Consider the following 19,301-nt stretch of genomic DNA (forward strand, 5'->3'; position numbering starts at 1 on the left):
TGACCGACATCCTGCATACAGACTCAAGCGAGTCTTACGCCTTGACGGTCGCAACGCCCCTGAAGGACATGCTCGTCGTGCCGATGCCCTTGAAGCCATCGAGGGCCTCGCCGTTGGGCGCAGTGGACGGATCGTCCCAGGAAGCGGAGACGGTCTTGACGTGGACAACGGGGTACAGAACGGCGTTGTCGGCAATGATGTCGAAGCACTCGTTCCACTTCTTCTGCTGCTCGTCGCCCTCGGCGGCAAGAGCCTCGTCCATGAGACTGTGGAGCTTCTGCCACTCAGCGGACTCCTTCCACGGGCAACGGGTCTGCATCCAGACGTTGTCGCCGTACCACCAGTTGAGCAGCAGGTCGGGGTCGGCGCCGAAGCAGGAAGGATCGCCAGGGGCAAGGAGGATATCGTAGGCCTCGCCGCCGTCGATGGCAGCGTAGGTGGCCGGCGAGGTATCGGTCTGGATGGTCACATCGAAGCCGAGAGCGTCGAGGTCGTTCTTGACCTGGGCGGCCATGCCCTTAATCTGCTCGTTGTCGGTGGTGCGCAGGGTGATGGCACCCGGGGTGATGCCGGACTCCTCGATGAGCTTCTTGGCCTTCTTGGCGTCGGTCTTGTACACCGTGGAAGCCTCATGATAGTTGGTGAAGCTCTTGGGCAGGTAGCAGCTGGCAGCGGTGGCAAGGCCGGCGAAGGTGTTGGTGATCATCTTCTCGGTGTCGAGCGCGTACATGACGGCCTGACGGACCTTGACGTTGTTCCAAGGCTCCTTGGCGACGTTGAACATGATGAAGCGGGTGCCGAAGCCCTGGACGTTGTCGATCTTGCAGCCAGCGCTCTCGAGCTGGTCGACGGCGTCAGCGGTGACGAGCTCCATAACGAGCGTGGAGCCTTCCTGCTGGGCGGTAACGCGAGCGGTGGGGTCGGTCAGGATGCTGTACTGGATCTTCTTATCCTCGGCAGCATACTCACCGTTGTACTCGGGGTTGGGAACCAGGGTGATCTCGGTATCGGAGATAGAGTCGTACATCCAGGGGCCGGAACCGATCGGCTGCTTGGCGCGATCCTCCTCGGACTGAGTAGCCGGGGTAACACGGATGATGGCCAGACGATCCTTGAGCAGGGAGAAGTTGGGGACCTTGGTCTTGACCGTTACAGTGCTGGCATCCTTGGCCTCGATGGACTCGAAGGGCTGGAAGAACGGAGCATAGGTAGCGGAAGCAGCGCAAGCGGTGTAGGAAGCGACGACGTCGTCAGCAGTGACCTCGGTACCATCGGAGAACTTGGCGCCCTTGCGGATGGTGACCTCGAAGGTAGTGTCGTCCACGGACTTGGGATCGTCGGTGGCAAGCTCGTTGAAGGTGCTGTAGTCGTGGTAATCGATGCCGTAGAGACCCTCGACGACGTGCCAGTTAGCACCCAGGCCCACAGCGGAGCCGGTGCTGGCGGGATCGAAGCTGGACGGAGCGTAAGCGGAACCAGCGGTAATCACACCGCCGCCACGGTTGGCGGAATCGGCGGAACCGGAAGCGGAACCCTCGTCGTTGGAGCTGCCACCGCAGCCGGTGAGACCAAGCCCTGCGACAGCAGCGACGCTGCCGGTGAGGCCGAGGAACGAACGCCTGGACATACCCTTGTTGATGATGGCCATGTCTTCTCCTATCAATAGAGAATCTTACCCGGGAGCACCTAGACTTGCCCCCGCGCAACTTGCGGACGATATATACCTTACCTACCGACGAACCCAACTGAGGTGCCGCGCTCGGCGACCGATACATACATACGCTTGAACGGTATTTACTACCGTTCACCGAATTCATTGACAAACGATTCGCCAGACAGTATGTATCGACGAGGTGAGATATCAGTCATCGTCAACCCGCAGGATAGCAGGGTTGTTCACCATGGCTAGTCAAACGTTTTAGCGTTAATAAAACCCGAAATCGACAGGTAATCGCCGCGAAATAAATGATTGAAAATCGGCCAATCATGTATATCAGTTGTTTAGAAGCACGTTTAGTTTTCGGAACGGTTGGCCGATGCCTGGGCGCGTTCGGCATTCCATGCAACAAGTGCCTCGTGGACCGCTTTGGCGACATCGGCCGGAACGCCTCGAACTTCCGCGATCTCTTGCTCGCTCGCCGCGCGCAAACGCTTCATCGAGCCAAAATGGCGCATAAGGGCACGTTTTCTGGTGGGTCCCACGCCTGGAACGTCATCGAGTACCGAAACCGTCATGGCTTTATCGCGCAATTCGCGATGGAACGTGATGGCAAAACGGTGCGATTCATCGCGCACCTGTTTGATTAGATAGAGCGACGCGGACCCGGTCGGAAGCACGACTGGAGTCTCGTCCCAAGGCACGAAAACCTCCTCATCGGCCTTTGCCAAGCCACAAACTGGTATATCGAGCCCAAGAGCCTCAAGTTGCTTGATCGCAGCGGTCAATTGCGGCTTACCGCCATCGACAACGAGCAAATCGGGGCGCGATCCAAAGCGCTCGTCGGCCATGCGCTCGGGAGCATAGCGTCGTCCCAAAACCTCGGACATCGACACGAAGTCGTTTGCCTCGTCCAATTCGGCCTGAATTTTAAAACGACGGTACTGGCTCTTGTCGGCGCGCCCGTTGGTAAACACCACCATCGAGGCGACCGTAAAGGTGCCATGCAGTGTAGAGATATCGAAGCACTCGATACGCAACGGCGGCGATGGCAGCGCCAACGCACTTTCGAGCTCCAGGAGCGCTTGATTGGTGCGGTCGTCAGCGTACCCCGTTCGCATCATGTAGCGCATGAGGGCATGGCGCGCATTTTTGGATGCCATATCGAGCAGACGGTGCTTTTCGCCACGCTGCGGCCTATGGAGATGGCAGGAACGCTCACGCTTGCCCGCAAGCCACTCCCCCAGCGCCTCCGCATCCTCAAGCTCGACGGAAAGGTTGACCTCAGCTGGAATATCAGCCGTCTCGTCGTAATAGCGCTTAAGAAAGCCCGACTGGAGCTCTTCCTCGTCAACATCAAGACCCTTGTCGAGAATGAACTCGCAGGTGCGAACTGTTCGGCCCTCGCGAACGACGAAGACGCAAGCGGCGGAGATGGTCTCCTCGCGATAGAACCCGATGACATCGATATCGACACTGGAGGGAAAAACGACTTGCTGACGATCGTCCAGACCCCTGATGACCTCCAAACGACGTTTGACGCGTGCCGCGCGCTCAAAGTCGAGCGCCTCGGCGGCATCCGTCATCTCGGAGGTCAGCTCATCGACGACATCCTTGCGATGGCCCGACAAAAAGCGCTCGACACGCTTGACGTTCTTGGCATAGTCTGCCGGGGAAATCGCGCCGACACACGCACCCGGGCCGCGCCCGACATGGTAGTCAAAGCAGGGACGCCCGTTTTGTGCGCAAATCATATTGACGATGTCTTCCTCGCCCTTGTGGGACTCGATGGTACGGCGACAACGACGCCACTCCGCACAGGATGCAGAGCAGATGGGGATAACCTTGCGCAGCGTATCTATCGTCTCACGTGCCGCACGGCTATCGGTATAGGGTCCAAAATAGCGCGTTCCCGGCTTATGACGCTCACGCGTGTATTTGATCGCGGGATACAGGTCGCCCTTTGTAATGGCGATAAAGGGGTAGCTCTTGTCATCCTTGAGGTCGACGTTAAAGTACGGATGGTACTGGCCGATCAGGTTGCGCTCGAGTACAAGCGCCTCATGCTCGGTTTCGACAACGATGTAGTCAAAGCTCGCCACCAGCTGCATCATCAGCGGGATCTTTTGACGCTCATCCTGCAGTGTCACGTATTGACGCATGCGGGCGCGCAGGTTTTTCGCCTTGCCCACGTAGATGACATCGCCCTTGGCATCCTTCCAAAGGTAGCATCCGGGCTGTGTGGGAACGCGCGAAACCTGCTCGGCAAGCGTTGGTATGTTGTCGTGACCGGCCACGCGCACCTACTTGCGACGAAGCAGCGCCGAGACCTCGGGCATCTTAAGGACGACGGCAAGGCCAAAGGTAACAACAAGCGAGGCGACACCCGCAACGCAAACGTAGCCAAGAGTAATCAGAATCGAGCCGCCAAGTGCCCCGACAAAGTGTTCAAGCGCCCACATGACGCCGGCGCCTGCGGCAGCACCTAGGCCACCGAGCAAAAGGCCAAAGAAACCGCCATGTAGGATAGATTTGACCTGAAGGCCACGCAGGCGACGACGCAGCCACCACAGCGAACAGCCGACCAAGATCACGTAGTCGACGACATACGAAAGCGCGATTGCCGGCATACCGAAGCCCAGCACAACGCCAAACAGCAGAACCGAGCCGGCCTGGCCGATGGCGGAATACAGGCAATAGCGGCTATAGGGCTTCATGTCGAGCAAGGCAGAGAAGCTCTTCTGCATCAACACGACCACGCCGTAGAGCGGCAGCGAGAGCGCCAGGTAGGCAAGGTACTCGGACACCAGCGCCACGCCGGATTCATCGAACTTGCCAGCACAGTAGATCATATTGAGCGGACGTGCGAAGACAATCAGGTACAGTGCGAACGGAATCAGGAAGAACAGCATCTGGGCGACGCCACGCGAAATGCCCGTGCGAACGCTGTCGTAATCCTTCTCCTGTGCGTCATGAGAGAGCTCGGTATAGAGCGCCGTCGAAAGCGAGGCGGCAATCAGCGCGTAGGGCAGCGTGTACCACAGGCGCGCATAGGCGATGACGGAAGGACCCGTCTCGGGCTGGACCACCAGCGCGGCAGCGTTGGTGATAGAAGTCGAGACAAACATGCACACCGTGGCGAGCAGCGTCGGGATACCGAGCGCAATCGTCTGGCGCAGCGCGGGGTCCTTAAAGTCGATATGGATATGGGGATGCACGCCGTGCTTGCCAAGCGCGGGAATCTGACATGCCATCTGAACAAAGACACCGAGGGTCGTACCGGCCGCAATCAAGATGATGCCGGCACGTTCGCCAAACTGTGCGGACACGGGCGCAAAACCCATAAAGCTCGCAATGACGATCACATTGTTGAGGACCGGGGCAAACGTCGACCAGAAGTAGTCGCGGTGTGCGTTGAGAACGCCCGAGAACACCGAGCCCAAACCATAAAACAGAATCTGGATGGCAAAGAAACGGAACATGAACGCAGCGGTATCCATGCTGCCGCCGTCACCCGAAAGGAACGATTGCGTCCAGATAAAGCCCGGGGCGAACACGGTCCCCAGCAACGAAATGCCACCCAGCACCAAAAGCAGAATGCCGAGCAGGTTGCCCACGTACTCGTTCGAGGCCTCGCGACCCTGCTCACGCCTCACGCCCATGTACACGGGCAAAAACGCCGTCACGAGCATGCCGCCCATCACGAGTTCGTAGAGCATATTGGGCAGGTTGTTGGCGACCTGATAGGAGGACGAGAGTAGCGACATGCCGATAGCGGCCGCCATTGCCCACGTGCGGATAAAACCGGTGACGCGAGACACGATGGTCAGGATGGTCATAAGCCCGGCGGAACGACCAACCGTGGAGTAGTCCGACGAGCCCATGTCGTCAGTGTCATCTCGCGACGAAGAAGCTTCGGATGAGGGTGTCTGAGGCGCAGATTCTTTTGCAAAATGAGCTCCGCGCTTCAATTCTTCCTGCGGCATCGCTCAGTCCTCTCTCGTAATCGCGGCAACCGTCGCCCCGCAAAATGCAATTAAATCATCGGGTGCAAGCTCGAGCTGATAACCACGCTTGCCTCCCGAAATAAAAATGGTATCCCAAAGGACACATGTCTCATCAATGAGCATCCGGTAGCGTTTTTTCATACCGACCGGGCTGCAGCCGCCGCGAACGTAGCCAGTCGCCGCAAGCAAATCCTTCACATGCATCATGGCCAAGGACTTCTCCCCCGCGGCACGCGCGGCGGACTTTAGATCGAGCTCATCGGCAACAGGGATACAGCACACGACATAGTCGTTGGACGGTGTCACGCAGACCAAAGTCTTAAATCCTTGACCGGGCTCCTCGCCAAGCTGCTCCGAAATCGCGACCCCCAGGCCCACCGACTCATCACCATCGTCTTCGTACGTATGTAGAACATAGGAAATGCCGGCGCTTTCCAGCTCGCGCATCGCATTGGTTTTTGGCGTCTTTACAGCCTTTGCCATGACATATCCTTTCCCTCGCATTCGGACGCAAGGATTAAGTATATGTCCAATTCGGCTGCATACGTCACTTCGGCACAGCAAGCGCCATCGAATCACAAGGAGTCGATGGCGCCCATAAACTGAATCGCCTACTTATTGAGCATCAAGTTGAGCTTGACGCTCCCGGTCACGCCTGAGCAACGGCGCCAAAAACTTGCCCGTATAACTCTGCGGACAGTCCGCAACCTGCTCCGGTGTGCCCGAAACCACGACGGTTCCGCCGCCGTTACCGCCCTCGGGACCCATATCGATCAGGCGGTCGGCAACCTTGATGACATCAAGGTTGTGTTCAATCACCAGCACCGTGTTGCCCGCATCGACCAAGCGCTGCAGCACATCGAGCAGCTGGCGGACGTCCTCAAAATGAAGGCCGGTCGTCGGCTCGTCCAAAATATAGAACGTCTTGCCCGTCTGGCGTCGATGAAGCTCCTTGGCGAGTTTCACACGCTGCGCCTCGCCACCCGAAAGCGTCGTGGCGGGCTGGCCCAGGCTCACGTAGCCCAAGCCTACATCGTACAGCGTCTGAAGCTTGCGCTTAATCTGCGGGATATTCCCAAAGAAAGCCAGTGCCTCGGTGACGCTCATGTCAAGTACGTCCGAGATGGTCTTGCCACGGTAGGTGACCTCGAGTGTCTCGCGGTTGTAGCGTTTACCGCCGCAAACTTCGCAGGGAACGTAGATATCGGGAAGGAAGTGCATCTCGATCTTGATCTGTCCGTCGCCCTTGCACGCTTCACAGCGCCCGCCACTCACATTAAAGGAGAAACGACCCGGCGAGTAGCCGCGCGCCTTCGACTCCGGCGTACTCGCAAACAGCGCGCGAAGATCATCCCACAGGCCGATATAGGTAGCAGGGTTGGAACGCGGCGTGCGGCCAATCGGCGACTGGTCGATATCGATAACCTTATCGATACACTCGATGCCCTCGATTTTCTTATACGGACCCACAGGGCGCGTCGAACGGTGAATGGCATTCGTAAGGGCAGGCGCAATGGTGTCGGTAACCAGGGAGCTCTTGCCCGATCCCGACACGCCGGTAACAACCGTAAGCGTACCAAACTCGATCTTGGCGGTAACGTTTTTGAGGTTGTTGGCTCGAGCGCCCGTAATTTTAAGGCAGCCGCGACCGGGCTTGCGCCGTTCATCAGGCACCCGGATCATTCGTTTGCCGGTCAGATAAGCGCCCGTCATCGACTCAGGACAAGCCATAATATCGGCAGGCGTTCCCGCCGCGACTACGTGTCCGCCGTTGACGCCGGCGCCGGGCCCCATGTCGATCACGTAGTCGGCGGCACGGATTGTATCCTCGTCGTGTTCGACGACGATAACGGTATTGCCGATATCGCGCAGGCGCTCGAGCGTCTTGATCAGGCGCTCGTTGTCACGCTGATGAAGACCGATCGAGGGCTCATCCAGAATATAGAGCACGCCCATGAGACCCGCGCCGATCTGCGTTGCCAGGCGAATACGCTGCGCCTCGCCACCAGAAAGCGTCGCCGAGGCACGATCGAGCGTCAGATAGTCGAGTCCAACATCGACCAGAAAACGCAAGCGCTCCAGGATTTCCTTGACGATGCGCCCGCCGATAAACTGTTGGCGCTCGGTGAGCTCCAGGCCCTCAAAAAACTCGAGCGACTCACGGCACGACAGGCAACAAACCTCGTAAATGGACTTGCCGCCCACGGTGACGGCGAGCATCTCAGGGCGCAAACGAGCGCCGTGGCAGCTCGAGCACGGTTCCTCGCGAATGTACTTCTCCAAGCGCGCCTTGGTGTTCTCGTTCGTCGTCTCGGTATAGCGTTCGTACAGGATGTTGCGAACGCCCGAAAACTTGGTATCCCACTGGCTACGACGTCCGTCGAGCTTTTGGTAGTCAACCGAGATCTTCGTATCGCCCAGGCCATCCAAGAATGCACGACGTACGCGAGGGGGCAAGTCCTCCCACGGCGTATCGGTGCCCACCTTAAAGTGTTTACAGACCGCAGCAAAAATCTGCGGGTAGTAGTTCGAATTGCCAAACAGGCTACCAAAGACTCCGTCGGCAATGGACTTCGAGGGGTCCTCGATCAGCGCCTCGGCATCAACGGTTTTCTTAAAGCCCAGGCCATCGCACTCAGGACATGCGCCATAGGGAGCGTTAAACGAAAAATCACGCGGCTGAAGATCGTCAATGGAGTGTCCATGCTCCGGGCACGCCAAGGCCAACGAATACTCCAGCAGCTCGCCCTCGGTCCCCTCGGGAGCATCACGATCGGGCAGCATGTACACGTTTACATTGCCGTGAGCCAGCGCGGTCGCCTGCTCAACAGACTCGGCGATACGGCCCAGAGAATTCTCACGGATCACGATGCGATCGACCACGACCTCGATATCGTGCTTGAACTTCTTGTCCAGATCGATCGGATCGTCGAGCGAGCGCACTTCGCCGTCGACACGCACGCGGCTAAAGCCCTCGGCGCGAAGGTCCTCAAACAGTTTGGTGTACTCGCCTTTTCGCCCGCGCACCACCGGTGCCAGCACAAACGCGCGGCGACCCTCCCCCGCCGCCAAGACTTTGTCGGCAACCTGGTCGGTCGTCTGGCGCTCAATGACGCGGCCGCATTCGGGACAGTGCGGGGTGCCCACACGGGCGAACAGCAGGCGCAGATAGTCATAAATCTCGGTTACGGTGCCAACCGTCGAGCGAGGGTTTTTAGACGTCGTCTTTTGGTCGATCGACACCGCCGGCGAAAGGCCGTCGATTGAATCCAAGTCGGGTTTGTCCATCTGGCCCAAGAACTGGCGCGCATAGCTCGAAAGACTCTCGACGTATCGACGCTGGCCCTCGGCATAGATAGTGTCAAATGCCAGCGAACTCTTGCCCGAGCCAGAAAGACCGGTAATGACCACGAGTTGGTCACGCGGAATGGAAACATCGATATCACGGAGGTTGTGCTCACGAGCGCCGCGAATAACGATAGAAGAATCAGACATGGAAGCTCCTTGCCTCCTATTGCATCGAATCATACTGCCGATGAGTTTAGCGCACTCGACGCGCACAGATGTTCGTAATACAAGATTCGCAGACCTTTAGCTTTGCGTATCGGGCGCTTTGTTTCTCGAAATGCCGTGGAAAGGTTACAGTAATCTAATACTGAACTTAATTTGCTGTAACAGAGGAACGTCCATGACCGAAGATATCCCCCTTGAAATCACTTCGAGCGACATGGCCAATCTGCCCATATTCATCGCCGTCCTTATCGTGGCCGCCGTCGTCGTGCGCGTGTATTTTTCAATCAAACACAATGAAAAGCCGCCCATTGCCCGCGTCTTTTGGTGCGCGACGCTCCTCATCCCGCTCGGCGTGGTAGCTGCATGGGTTACGAATCAATTGCTCGTAAATGAGGACAGTTCCCTATGGCTCCTTTCTTATTCGGCGCTCGGTGCTGCCGCCGTCATACTTCTTGTCGAACCCTTGGTTTCGGGGCTTATCGACCAAACCGATCTTGCGACGGGAACGGTTGCCTGTATTTGCCGTGACATCCTTGTCATCGCCGCTGTTTCAGCGCTCTCGTTCGTTTCACTCGAAATTGCCTGTAACGAAACGTTCTATCGCATTCCCGCCAACTCATTCGGGTTTTCCGTCGGGCTGCTCGCGACGGTTCTGCTCTCCCTTTATTTGCTGGGACAGCGTCATGGAGGCGTCATGGCCCTCGTGCCCGTCGCCTGTTGCATCCTTGGCATTGCCGAGCACTTCGTCATAACGTTTAAAGGTGAGGCCATCCTGCCAAGCGATATCTTGGCCCTTGGCACCGCAATGGAAGTGAGCGAGGGATACGAGTTTACCTTTACCGCCGGAATCGTAACCTCTCTAGCCCTGCTGGAGATTTCCCTGGGGCTTCTTTCGCTTATCCGACCGAGAAAGCTCCGTACACCCACCCATGTGTTCCCCGCAATCGCCGCTAACCTCTGCGCTTTTCTGCTAGTGACCGTTGTGGGGCTCTCGGGCTTTTCCAGCATCGACTTGGAGCAGGCGCTGAATTTTGGATTTGACCGTTGGCAGCCCATCACCACGTATGCGTCTCAGGGTTTTATCACTTCGTTCACCGAAATGGTCAACGAGTTGCCCATTGAGAAGCCCGAAGACTATACGCCCGATGAGGCGCAGAGCATCGAGCAGGAGCTCGCCGCCACCTACGACAGCACGTATGGCTCGAGCGAGCAGCGCGCGGCGGCCGTTGCCCAGTTCAATGAAATCAAGCCGACGATTGTTGCCGTCATGAACGAGAGTTTTAGCGACCTTTCGTGCTTTGAGCAGCTCCAGGCGGCCGGGTACACCGGCCCCGCATTCTACAACTCACTTCCCGACACACTTGTTCGCGGCACCATGCTCGCTTCGGTCGCCGGTGGCGGAACGGCGAACTCCGAATTCGAATTTTTGACCGGAGCGACAACGGCCTTTGTCGGATTAGGCAAAATCCCCTATCAGCTATATCAGATGAATGGCGTCAACAGCCTGGCAAAGGACCTTAAGGAGCTTGGGTATACCGCTACCGCTATGCACCCGCAAAACCCCGTCAACTACCATCGAGATAAAATCTATCAGCAGCTGGGCTTTGGAGACTTTCTTTCAATCGGCGATTTCGAAGGTGCGCCCTGTTACCATGCCGGCGTATGCGACTACGCCACCTACGACAAGATACTCGACCTGCTTAGAACCGACGAAGCCCCGCAGTTCATCTTTGACGTCACGATGCAAAATCACGGCGGCTACGACTATGGCACCGTTCCCGCCGAGGAGCTGACAAACTATTGGGTCGAGGGAGCCAGCGAGGGCGCCAATAGCGCGCTCAACACCTATCTTACCTGCATCAACGCATCTGACCGGGACCTCGAGTACTTTATCAACGAGCTCCGCAATATCGGCAGACCGGTTGTCCTTGTCTTTTTTGGCGACCATCAGCCGAGCGCCGCAACGACCCTCAACGACGAGCTGTACCCTCAGGAAGATACGGCAAGCCACGCTTTCCGTATCTATCAGTCGACATATTTTGTCTGGGCTAACTATGAAATCGCCGGCAATACCGAGCTCAACGTCTACGACACCGTCGGGGCAAACGAGATTGCAGCCATTACCCTTAATAAGATCGGCGCCCCGCTCACCGACTATCAAAAGGCTCTGCTTGCAACAAGGTCAGATGTGCCCACCATCAATGTCGCCGGCTACCTTGGTGCCGACGGGCTGCGCTACGACTTGGAATCTGAAGATAGCCCATACGCCTCGACGATCGACAAGCTGCAGCGCATGCAATACCTCGAGTTCGCCAGCAAAGTTCAGTAAGCCCGCCCATTCGTTTGGACCCATCGTATTGCAAGCACGCTCGGCCCAAATGCATCGCAAATGATTCCCGCTCGCAAACGAGGGTACAATGACGCTCGTGTCACACCACGGGGCCCCGGCCCCAACATATACAAAGGAGTCATACATGGGTTGCGAGCACGCACAGGCCGCCGGCGGACAAACGTCGCCGTCGCAATTTGAGGAGAACACGCTGTCCGAGGTCAAACGCGTCATCGCCGTGCTTTCCGGCAAGGGCGGTGTCGGCAAGTCGTTTGTCACCGGTGCCATCGCCACCGAGCTTGCCCGTCACGGCCACAAGGTCGGCGTCCTCGATGCCGACATCACCGGTCCCTCCATCCCCAAGATGTTCGGTATGAGCGGACGCCACGTCCATGCCCTCGGCAACCTTATGCTGCCCGAAATCTCCGAGCACGGCGTCAAGGTCATGAGCTCCAACCTGCTGCTCCAAAACGAGACCGACCCCGTCCTTTGGCGCGGTCCGGTCATCGCAGGCGCCATTAGGCAGTTCTGGAGCGAGACCTCGTGGGGCCCCATCGACTACCTGCTGGTCGACATGCCTCCGGGAACAGGCGATGTCGCGCTCACCGTCTTCCAGTCGTTGCCCGTCGACGGCATCGTCATCGTCACGAGCCCGCAGGATCTGGTCTCGATGATCGTCGCCAAGGCGGTCAACATGGCCGAGAAGATGAACGTCCCCATTCTGGGCATTGTCGAGAACATGAGCTATATTGAGTGTCCCGACTGCGGCAAGAAGATCGAGGTCTTTGGCAAGAGCAAGCTCCCCGAGGTCGCAGAACGCTATAACCTCGACATCTTGGGCCAGCTTCCCATCAATCCGGCACTCGCCGAGGCCTGCGATAAGGGCGAGGTCGAGACCGCACTGCCCGATGGCATGTTGCCCAAGGCAGTCTCTGCCGTCGAGGCTATTACCCCGCACGAGACCGACGAGGCCTAAGTGAACACGAGCGCCTTCTATGACGTCCTGGTAATCGGCGGCGGGGCTTCAGGCCTCGCCGCCGCCATTACGGCTGCACGTGCTGGCAAAAGCGTCTGCATCGTTGAGCGCGATGTCGCCTGCGGCCTTAAGCTCCTTGCGACCGGTAACGGCCGCTGCAACCTCTCCAACGAATCGATTGATCCTCAGCGGTATAACCACCCCGCATTCGTCGAATCTGTCATGGGCCCCCAACCCGAACAAGAGCTTATGGGTTTCTTCTCCTCGCTGGGCATCATGACAACCTCCGAGGAAGGCCGGCTATACCCGCGCTCCCTTCGCGCAGAATCGGTGCGCGACGCGCTTCTCAACGTTTGCGACCGCCTAGGTATCACCTTAATCTGCGGAGCCAACGTTGCCTCGGCGCACAAAGCTTCCGAAGGCTGGACACTCCAAATAGACCGTCCAGCGCGGGCACTCAAGGCAAAAAAGCATGACAACCGAAAATCGGAGCTCCGCTCGCTTCGGAAAGCGCTCGCCGATGTCCCTCGCAAGAACGAGGCCCTGGAGGCACATGCCGTAATTATCGCCACGGGTGGCAACCCCACCTGTATCGCCGGTACGTTTAGCCTCCCCCTCACTTCGCTGCGCCCCATCCTCTGCCCCGTATCGGCAACGGTCGTCGGCGATCGGGCGGCACTCAAGACGTTGGACGGTCTGCACGTCCGCGCCCGCTTGACGCTCGCCCGCAATCATAATGAGCTCTGGCACGAAGACGGTGAAGTCCTGTTTCGAACCTTCGGGATCTCGGGCGTCGCTGTCTTCAACCTCTCCCGTCGTATCCAGCGCGGCGATACGATCCTGCTCGACGTTTTCCCCGACCTCTCTAAAGACGAGTTGCTCGATATGCTTAACCGGCGCGTTAAGCTGCTCGGCGGCTTTTCGCCCCGCGATCCCCGTTGGCTCGACGGCATGCTCGCCCCGCAACTCTCCCGCGTCGTCTGCACAGCGTTCGAGCAGTGCCATCCAGGCTCCAACGATGTCATCCACCTGGTCTCGATCCTCAAGCATTTTAAGTTGCTCGTCGAAGGAACCGCCGAGGAGCGCTCGGCGCAGGTCACGCGTGGTGGCGTATCTGTCGAGAGCATCTCAACACCCAGTCTACGCGCGCGCAGCGTTGTCGACACCCCGCTTTACGTCTGCGGCGAAGCGCTCGACATCGACGCCGATTGCGGAGGCTTTAACCTTGCGTGGGCATGGCTCTCGGGCATTCGCGCTGCAAGCAGCCTGTAGCCGCGCAGTCTATAATCAAAAACGCATTCGGGCCGTCTGGGATACCGGACGGCCTCTTTCTTGCCTCTAAGGAGACCTCGATGATTGAAATCACCCAAGTCAACGCGTCGCTCGATGAAGCCGGCGATGAAAATGCCTGCCTCATTGTTGGCAAGCGAGTCGCCAAGCGCGTCCTACGTTGCAAAGACTCCGAGATCAAGTCCATCGAGCTCCACCGCAAGTCAATCGACGCTCGCAAAAAACGAGACGTCCATTTTATCCTGAGCTTTCGTGTTGAGCTGACCAGTCCCCACCTCGAGCGAGAAGCGGTCGACAGCGTTTCCGAGCGTGACCGCTCGCGCGTACGCGCGATAAAAGACGATGGGTCTTCATTCCCCACCCCCGTCTCCGACGCACCTCAAGAACGCCCTGTCGTTGTCGGCGCCGGATGCGCTGGCCTTTTCGCCGCGCTAACGCTCGCCGAAGCAGGTCTTAAGCCCTTGCTCATCGAGCGCGGCGACCCGGCATTTCGCCGCTCGCATGCGATCGACCTCTTTCTAAAGGAGCGCATCCTCGACCCCGAGAGTAATATCCAGTTTGGTCTGGGCGGCGCGGGGACCTTCTCGGACGGCAAGCTCAATACGGGAACAAAAAATCCCGCCCATCGCCTTATCCTCGAAACCTTCGTCGAGGCGGGTGCGCCCCGCGATATTCTGTGGGATGCCAAGCCGCACATTGGCTCCGACATCCTTCCCACGGTTGTCACCGCTATATCCCAGCGCATCGAGCAGCTCGGAGGTATCGTCCGTTATCGAACAAAGCTCGTCGACATTCACATCGACGCGTCTGGCGCCATCACCGGTATTGATGTCCAATCGTCCCAAGACGCCGCTTACGAGCCAATCGAGACAAAGCACCTCATCCTCGCCTGCGGGCATTCTGCTCGCGATATTTTTGAGCTCCTTAAGGACCACAACGTGGCCCTCGCACAAAAGACCTTTGCCATGGGCGTTCGCATCGAGCATCCGCAGCGCGACATCGACCGAGCCCAATATGGAGCCTTGGCAGGACATCCTGCCCTCGGAGCAGCCCCCTACAAGCTCGTCGCCCATCTTCCCAACGGCCGCAGCGTGTTCTCGTTTTGCATGTGCCCCGGCGGGCAGGTTGTCGCCGCCTCTTCCGAGCAGGGCCACCTGTGCGTCAACGGCGCCAGCCTCAATGCCCGCGACGGACGCAACGCAAACGCCGCCCTGCTCGTTAACGTCACGCCTGAGGACCTTCCCAACGATGACCCGCTCGCCGGCATCGAGCTCCAGCGCGCCTGCGAGGCGGCCGCCTATCGCCTAGGCGGTTCCAACTGGAACGCACCGGCACAACTCGTCGGAGATTTCCTCGCAGGACGCGCCAGCAAGGCGCCCGGAAAGGTAAAGCCCACCTATCCGCTCGGTGTGACCTGGACGGCAATTGACGAAGCCCTGCCGCAGCATATCGTCGAGTCGCTCCGCCTGGGACTTCCCCTACTCGGAAAAAAGCTACGAGGCTACGACCGCCCCGATGCCGTTCTTACCGGCGTGGAGACTCGTTCGAGCTCACCTGCCACTGTCACCCGAGACCGAACGTGCCATGCCGTGTCGACCCCGGGCCTCTACCCTTGTGGTGAGGGAGCTGGATATGCTGGCGGCATCATGAGCGCGGCCACCGACGGCATCCGTTGTGCTGAAGCCCTGATCGCAGACCTCTAACGCACGAATTCCAGCGCGCAAAAGACATAGGCCCCGAGCTCGACAGGGAACTCGGGGCCTGTTCGCTATTTCTTAAACCGTGCACCCTGGCGTTTTCTGCCCGATGCGAACGTGGAACCCTTGCGGGCCTGCGAACGTAAGCGCTCGATCGTCTCGTCCTCAGACGCACCCTCGAGCATCGCCCGAATCTGAACGACGGCATCGCGCAGGCGCGCCGCCTCCTCAAAGTCCATGGCGGCAGAAGCGTTGCGCATATCCTCTTCCATGGTTTCGACGATCCGCACAAGCTCGTCATGCGGCAGTTCTTCCAACTGCTCCGCAAGTGTCTGCTCGGGTGCCACCGTTTCCGGCACGCCGCCCTCGCCCGACTCATCGGGCGTATAGAATGCACCATGACCAAGAGAGTCGCCCTTCGAGCGCCCCTTGGAACCCACGGTTTTTTCGGCCTCGGCAATAAAACTTGAGATGTCGTTGATGGCCTTGCGCACCGTCTTGGGCACAATGCCATGCTCTTCGTTATATGCCATCTGAATCTCGCGGCGGCGCTGCGTCTCCTCGATGGCCTCTTTCATCGAATCGGTCACAACGTCCGCATACATGATGACTTCGCCATCGGCGTTACGGGCCGCACGGCCAATCGTCTGAATCAGTGAGCGGCGGTTGCGCAAGAAGCCTTCCTTATCGGCATCGAGAATTGCCACCAGTGAGACCTCGGGGAGATCCAAGCCCTCGCGAAGCAGGTTGATGCCAACGAGAACATCGATCTTGCCCTCGCGCAGCGTTCGCAGGATCTCGACACGGTCCATTGTCGCCGTATCAGAGTGCATGTAATTGACCTTAATGCCCGCATCAAGTAGATGGTCGGTCAGGTCCTCGGCCATGCGCTTGGTCAACGTGGTCACCAGCACGCGCTCCTTGCGGGCAACGCGCTCGCGAATCTCGTCCTCAAGATCGTCAATCTGGCCGCGTACTGGACGCACATCGATCTTGGGATCGAGCAGACCGGTCGGACGAATAATCTGCTCAACGTCGTTCTGGCTCACCCGCAGCTCATAGTCGCCCGGTGTTGCCGAAACGTAGATGAACTGGGGTATCCTTGCCTCAAACTCATCGAAACGAAGCGGGCGGTTATCGAGCGCCGAGGGCAGGCGAAAACCGTGTTCCACCAGTGTCACCTTACGCGAGCGGTCACCTTCGTGCATACCGCGAATCTGCGGCACCGTCACATGGCTCTCATCGATGATGCAGAGCATATCTTTGGGAAAGTAATCGATTAGGGTAAACGGCGGCTCGCCCGGCTTGCGACCATCCAGATGACGCGAGTAGTTCTCGATGCCGTTGCAAAAGCCCATCGTCTCGAGCATCTCAAGATCATAATCGGTGCGCTGCTGCAGACGCTGCGCCTCGAGCAACTTGTCGGTCGCCTTGAGCTCCGCCACGCGCTTCTCGCACTCTTCGCTGATCGATTTCAGAGCCGCCTTGACCTTCGGCTTCTCGGTCACGTAGTGCGATGCCGGCCATACGGGAATGGCCTCATACTCACGAAGCATCTCACCGGTGACCTCATCGATCTCGGCAATCAGCTCGACCTCATCGCCAAAGAACTCAAACCGCAACGGATGCTCGGCATAAGGCGGATACACGTCGACAACATCGCCGCGCACGCGGAACGTGCCACGCGCCAGGTCATAGTCATTGCGATCATATTGAATGTCGATAAGCGCATGGATAAAGTCATCGCGCTCGAGCGGCACCTTCTTGTCGACGTTTGGAGCCAGACCCGCATAGTCCTCAGGAGAGCCAATGCCATAGATACACGAGACCGATGCGACAACGATCACATCACGTCGAGAGAGCAGTGACGCGGTCGCCTGATGGCGCAGCATCTCGACCTCTTCGTTAATCGAGGAGTCTTTCTCGATATATGTATCGCTTTGCGGCACATACGCCTCGGGCTGATAGTAATCGTAGTACGAGACGAAGTAGACCACAGCGTTATTGGGAAAGAACTCTTTGAGCTCGCTCGCAAGCTGAGCGGCGAGCGTTTTATTCGGAGCCATGACAAGGGTCGGCTTACCCAAGGCCTCAATGGTTTTGGCCATCGTAAAAGTCTTACCCGAACCAGTCACACCCAGCAAAACCTGATAGCGGTCTCCGTCCCTCACGCCCCGCACAAGTGACTCAATGGCCTTGGGCTGGGAACCGGCAGGCTCATAGGGGGAAACGACTTCAAACGGCACCTCAGCGCCCTCAACGCCAAAGCGCTTAAGTTCACCACCAACGCGTTCTACTTCAAATTCCGCCATGGATACTCCTAACTCATACATCTGCAGTATACGCAGGCGGTGGGCTTAGTCCTATACGAACCGATCGGGATAGAGAGTCTTATATCGAACCCAGGCATTATTGACGCGAATCAGATAAGCCTGAGTTTCAGGGAAGGTAATCGCATTATGGAGTGACGTGTTCTGCTGCGCCCATCCGTCGACATTGCCCATACCGGCGTTATAGGCGGCGATGGCACTATCCGTCGACCCGTTGAAATAGGCGAGAAGATACGAGAGGTATGCGCAGCCAAACTCGATATTCGTAGCTGGATCGTTAAGGTTGTCGGCCGAATACTCCCCACCATCGACAAGGCCCTTGGCAATCATATCCTGGGCAGTCTCGGGCATCAGCTGCATCAATCCCTGAGCACCCTGATTCGACTCGGCCTCGGGATCCCAGTTCGATTCCGACTTAATGACAGCGCACACCAGATACGGATCCAGATTATGCGAAATACTGGATTGCTTTACATACGCCTCGTAGTCAATCGGATACAGCGGCTTAAAGAAAGCGGCAGGGGCACACGAGTAGACGAGCGAAATAAGGCCGAAGACGAACACAACGGCAAGTGGCGCCACGCGATACCACGTAAAGAAACGTGCCTTAGGCATCGGCCTCCTCCTTATCCGGAGTATCTATAAACCCGTGGCATGCAAGCCATGAGTCAAGCTGCTCAAAGAGCGAATTATCGCCTGCGGCATTATCAATCACCGTTGTAGCGAGATTGCACAGCGCAGACTCATCGGGCTGGCAAGCAGAACGAGCATCGAAATCGGATGGCTCCATGCCACGTTGAATAGCGCGCTCGCGACGAACTGACAAAGGGGCGCTGATGACCAGAATTTCATCAGCCAAGCCAAATGCATCCTCAAAACCAGTCGGAGCAGAAACCTCGACCACCGCAAAGGGATAACGAGGAGATGAAACCGTACAACAAACCGGATCGAGAATCCTAAGCGAAAGCTGTTCAATCAGAACAGGATGCACGATGCCATTGAGCCGTGCGACCGAATCAGGAGAAGCGAAAGCTCGAGAAGCGAGGATACTGCGGCGAATGCCGCCTTCCTCATCCAAAATGTCCCAACCGAATTCATCCGCGAGAGTATTGACGATATCAGAGCCCGGCACATACAGAGATTTTGCAAGCTCATCCAGATCGATAAGCATAGCGCCACGAGATTCGAAATAGCGGCAGGCCGTCGACTTACCCGAAGCAATATTGCCCAAGACAAATACGGTAAACATCAAGCCCTCCCTAACGCCAATGCGAGTAATTATCGCTCAAATACACTAGAAGGACTCAAAATACAGCCAAAGAGTAAGAGCGCATACGGGGGAGGTAGGTCCCAAAGCACAACGTGTATACAACGCAAAAAGGGGGAGGCCGCGAGGCCTCCCCCTTCTCAGTTCAAGCGTACGGCTCGGTGCCGTCCACCGGTCAGCGGCGCCCTGGCCTCCCACGGGCTGACCCCGCAGTACTCTCGGCGCGATGGGGCTT

12 protein-coding genes are annotated in these 19,301 nt (G+C 57.9%); 4 read left to right on the top strand and 8 right to left on the bottom strand.

All coding sequences use genetic code 11. The features are described 5' to 3' along the window. Nucleotides 1-34: 34 nt before the first annotated feature. The 5 genes from AAAX35_RS08615 to uvrA all read right to left on the bottom strand — a co-directional run bounded on the left by AAAX35_RS08615 (nt 35) and on the right by uvrA (nt 9,159). Complete coding sequence (locus AAAX35_RS08615) at nt 35-1,648, bottom strand: ABC transporter substrate-binding protein (protein WP_349117336.1); 1,614 nt, start codon at nt 1,646-1,648, stop codon at nt 35-37. Nucleotides 1,649-2,013: 365 nt separating this feature from the next. Then, nucleotides 2,014-3,954 (bottom strand): excinuclease ABC subunit UvrC, encoded by a 1,941-nt coding sequence (uvrC, locus tag AAAX35_RS08620; RefSeq protein ID WP_349117337.1) that lies wholly within the window; start codon nt 3,952-3,954, stop codon nt 2,014-2,016. Between the two features lie 6 nt (nt 3,955-3,960). After that, nucleotides 3,961-5,541 carry a murein biosynthesis integral membrane protein MurJ gene (gene murJ / locus AAAX35_RS08625; RefSeq protein ID WP_138112016.1) on the bottom strand — a complete coding sequence of 527 codons (1,581 nt, stop codon included), beginning with the start codon at nt 5,539-5,541 and terminating at the stop codon, nt 3,961-3,963. Nucleotides 5,542-5,646: 105 nt separating this feature from the next. Continuing rightward, entirely contained in the window at nt 5,647-6,147 is a 501-nt protein-coding gene (gene ybaK, locus AAAX35_RS08630; protein WP_349117338.1) for a Cys-tRNA(Pro) deacylase, read from the bottom strand. Nucleotides 6,148-6,279: 132 nt separating this feature from the next. After that, nucleotides 6,280-9,159, bottom strand: a complete 2,880-nt coding sequence (gene uvrA, locus AAAX35_RS08635) for an excinuclease ABC subunit UvrA (protein WP_138112013.1) — start codon at nt 9,157-9,159, stop codon at nt 6,280-6,282. Nucleotides 9,160-9,352: 193 nt separating this feature from the next. Here uvrA and AAAX35_RS08640 point away from each other — a divergent pair, with 193 nt between their 5' ends. The 4 genes from AAAX35_RS08640 (at nt 9,353) to AAAX35_RS08655 (ending at nt 15,475) form a co-directional block, all read left to right on the top strand. After that, nucleotides 9,353-11,506: an LTA synthase family protein gene (locus AAAX35_RS08640; protein ID WP_271761410.1), complete on the top strand. Its 2,154-nt coding sequence runs from the start codon at nt 9,353-9,355 to the stop codon at nt 11,504-11,506. Nucleotides 11,507-11,651: 145 nt separating this feature from the next. Continuing rightward, nucleotides 11,652-12,482, top strand: a complete 831-nt coding sequence (locus AAAX35_RS08645; RefSeq protein WP_022094864.1) for an Mrp/NBP35 family ATP-binding protein — start codon at nt 11,652-11,654, stop codon at nt 12,480-12,482. Further along, nucleotides 12,483-13,754 (top strand): NAD(P)/FAD-dependent oxidoreductase, encoded by a 1,272-nt coding sequence (locus tag AAAX35_RS08650; protein ID WP_349117339.1) that lies wholly within the window; start codon nt 12,483-12,485, stop codon nt 13,752-13,754. A gap of 80 nt (nt 13,755-13,834) precedes the next feature. Next, complete coding sequence (locus AAAX35_RS08655; RefSeq protein WP_138112005.1) at nt 13,835-15,475, top strand: FAD-dependent protein; 1,641 nt, start codon at nt 13,835-13,837, stop codon at nt 15,473-15,475. A 65-nt stretch (nt 15,476-15,540) separates the two neighbouring features. Here the strand turns inward: AAAX35_RS08655 and uvrB are convergent, their stop codons facing one another. Genes uvrB through coaE form a run of 3 tightly spaced genes read right to left on the bottom strand, consistent with a single transcriptional unit; the run spans nt 15,541 to nt 19,048 of the window. Continuing rightward, nucleotides 15,541-17,781: an excinuclease ABC subunit UvrB gene (uvrB, locus tag AAAX35_RS08660; protein ID WP_138112002.1), complete on the bottom strand. Its 2,241-nt coding sequence runs from the start codon at nt 17,779-17,781 to the stop codon at nt 15,541-15,543. Nucleotides 17,782-17,832: 51 nt separating this feature from the next. Beyond that, on the bottom strand, nt 17,833-18,414 hold the full coding sequence (locus tag AAAX35_RS08665; RefSeq protein ID WP_117766030.1) for a lytic transglycosylase domain-containing protein: 582 nt from the start codon (nt 18,412-18,414) through the stop codon (nt 17,833-17,835). Beyond that, nucleotides 18,407-19,048 carry a dephospho-CoA kinase gene (coaE, locus tag AAAX35_RS08670; protein WP_055286973.1) on the bottom strand — a complete coding sequence of 214 codons (642 nt, stop codon included), beginning with the start codon at nt 19,046-19,048 and terminating at the stop codon, nt 18,407-18,409. Before coaE ends, AAAX35_RS08665 begins: the two co-directional genes overlap by 8 nt. Nucleotides 19,049-19,301: the final 253 nt, after the last annotated feature.

Origin of the sequence: Collinsella sp. CLA-ER-H11 (assembly GCF_040092445.1) — a bacterium.
GTDB lineage: Bacteria > Actinomycetota > Coriobacteriia > Coriobacteriales > Coriobacteriaceae > Collinsella.

Excerpts from the sequence above, each read along its gene's own strand:
- AAAX35_RS08655 (WP_138112005.1), top strand. The coding sequence starts at position 13,835 with ATGATTGAAATCACCCAAGTCAACGCGTCGCTCGATGAAGCCGGCGAT.
- uvrB (WP_138112002.1), bottom strand. The coding sequence starts at position 17,781 with ATGGCGGAATTTGAAGTAGAACGCGTTGGTGGTGAACTTAAGCGCTTT.
- ybaK (WP_349117338.1), bottom strand. The coding sequence starts at position 6,147 with ATGGCAAAGGCTGTAAAGACGCCAAAAACCAATGCGATGCGCGAGCTG.
- AAAX35_RS08615 (WP_349117336.1), bottom strand. The coding sequence starts at position 1,648 with ATGGCCATCATCAACAAGGGTATGTCCAGGCGTTCGTTCCTCGGCCTC.
- uvrA (WP_138112013.1), bottom strand. The coding sequence starts at position 9,159 with ATGTCTGATTCTTCTATCGTTATTCGCGGCGCTCGTGAGCACAACCTC.
- coaE (WP_055286973.1), bottom strand. The coding sequence starts at position 19,048 with ATGTTTACCGTATTTGTCTTGGGCAATATTGCTTCGGGTAAGTCGACG.
- AAAX35_RS08665 (WP_117766030.1), bottom strand. The coding sequence starts at position 18,414 with ATGCCTAAGGCACGTTTCTTTACGTGGTATCGCGTGGCGCCACTTGCC.
- AAAX35_RS08640 (WP_271761410.1), top strand. The coding sequence starts at position 9,353 with ATGACCGAAGATATCCCCCTTGAAATCACTTCGAGCGACATGGCCAAT.
- AAAX35_RS08645 (WP_022094864.1), top strand. The coding sequence starts at position 11,652 with ATGGGTTGCGAGCACGCACAGGCCGCCGGCGGACAAACGTCGCCGTCG.
- murJ (WP_138112016.1), bottom strand. The coding sequence starts at position 5,541 with ATGGGCTCGTCGGACTACTCCACGGTTGGTCGTTCCGCCGGGCTTATG.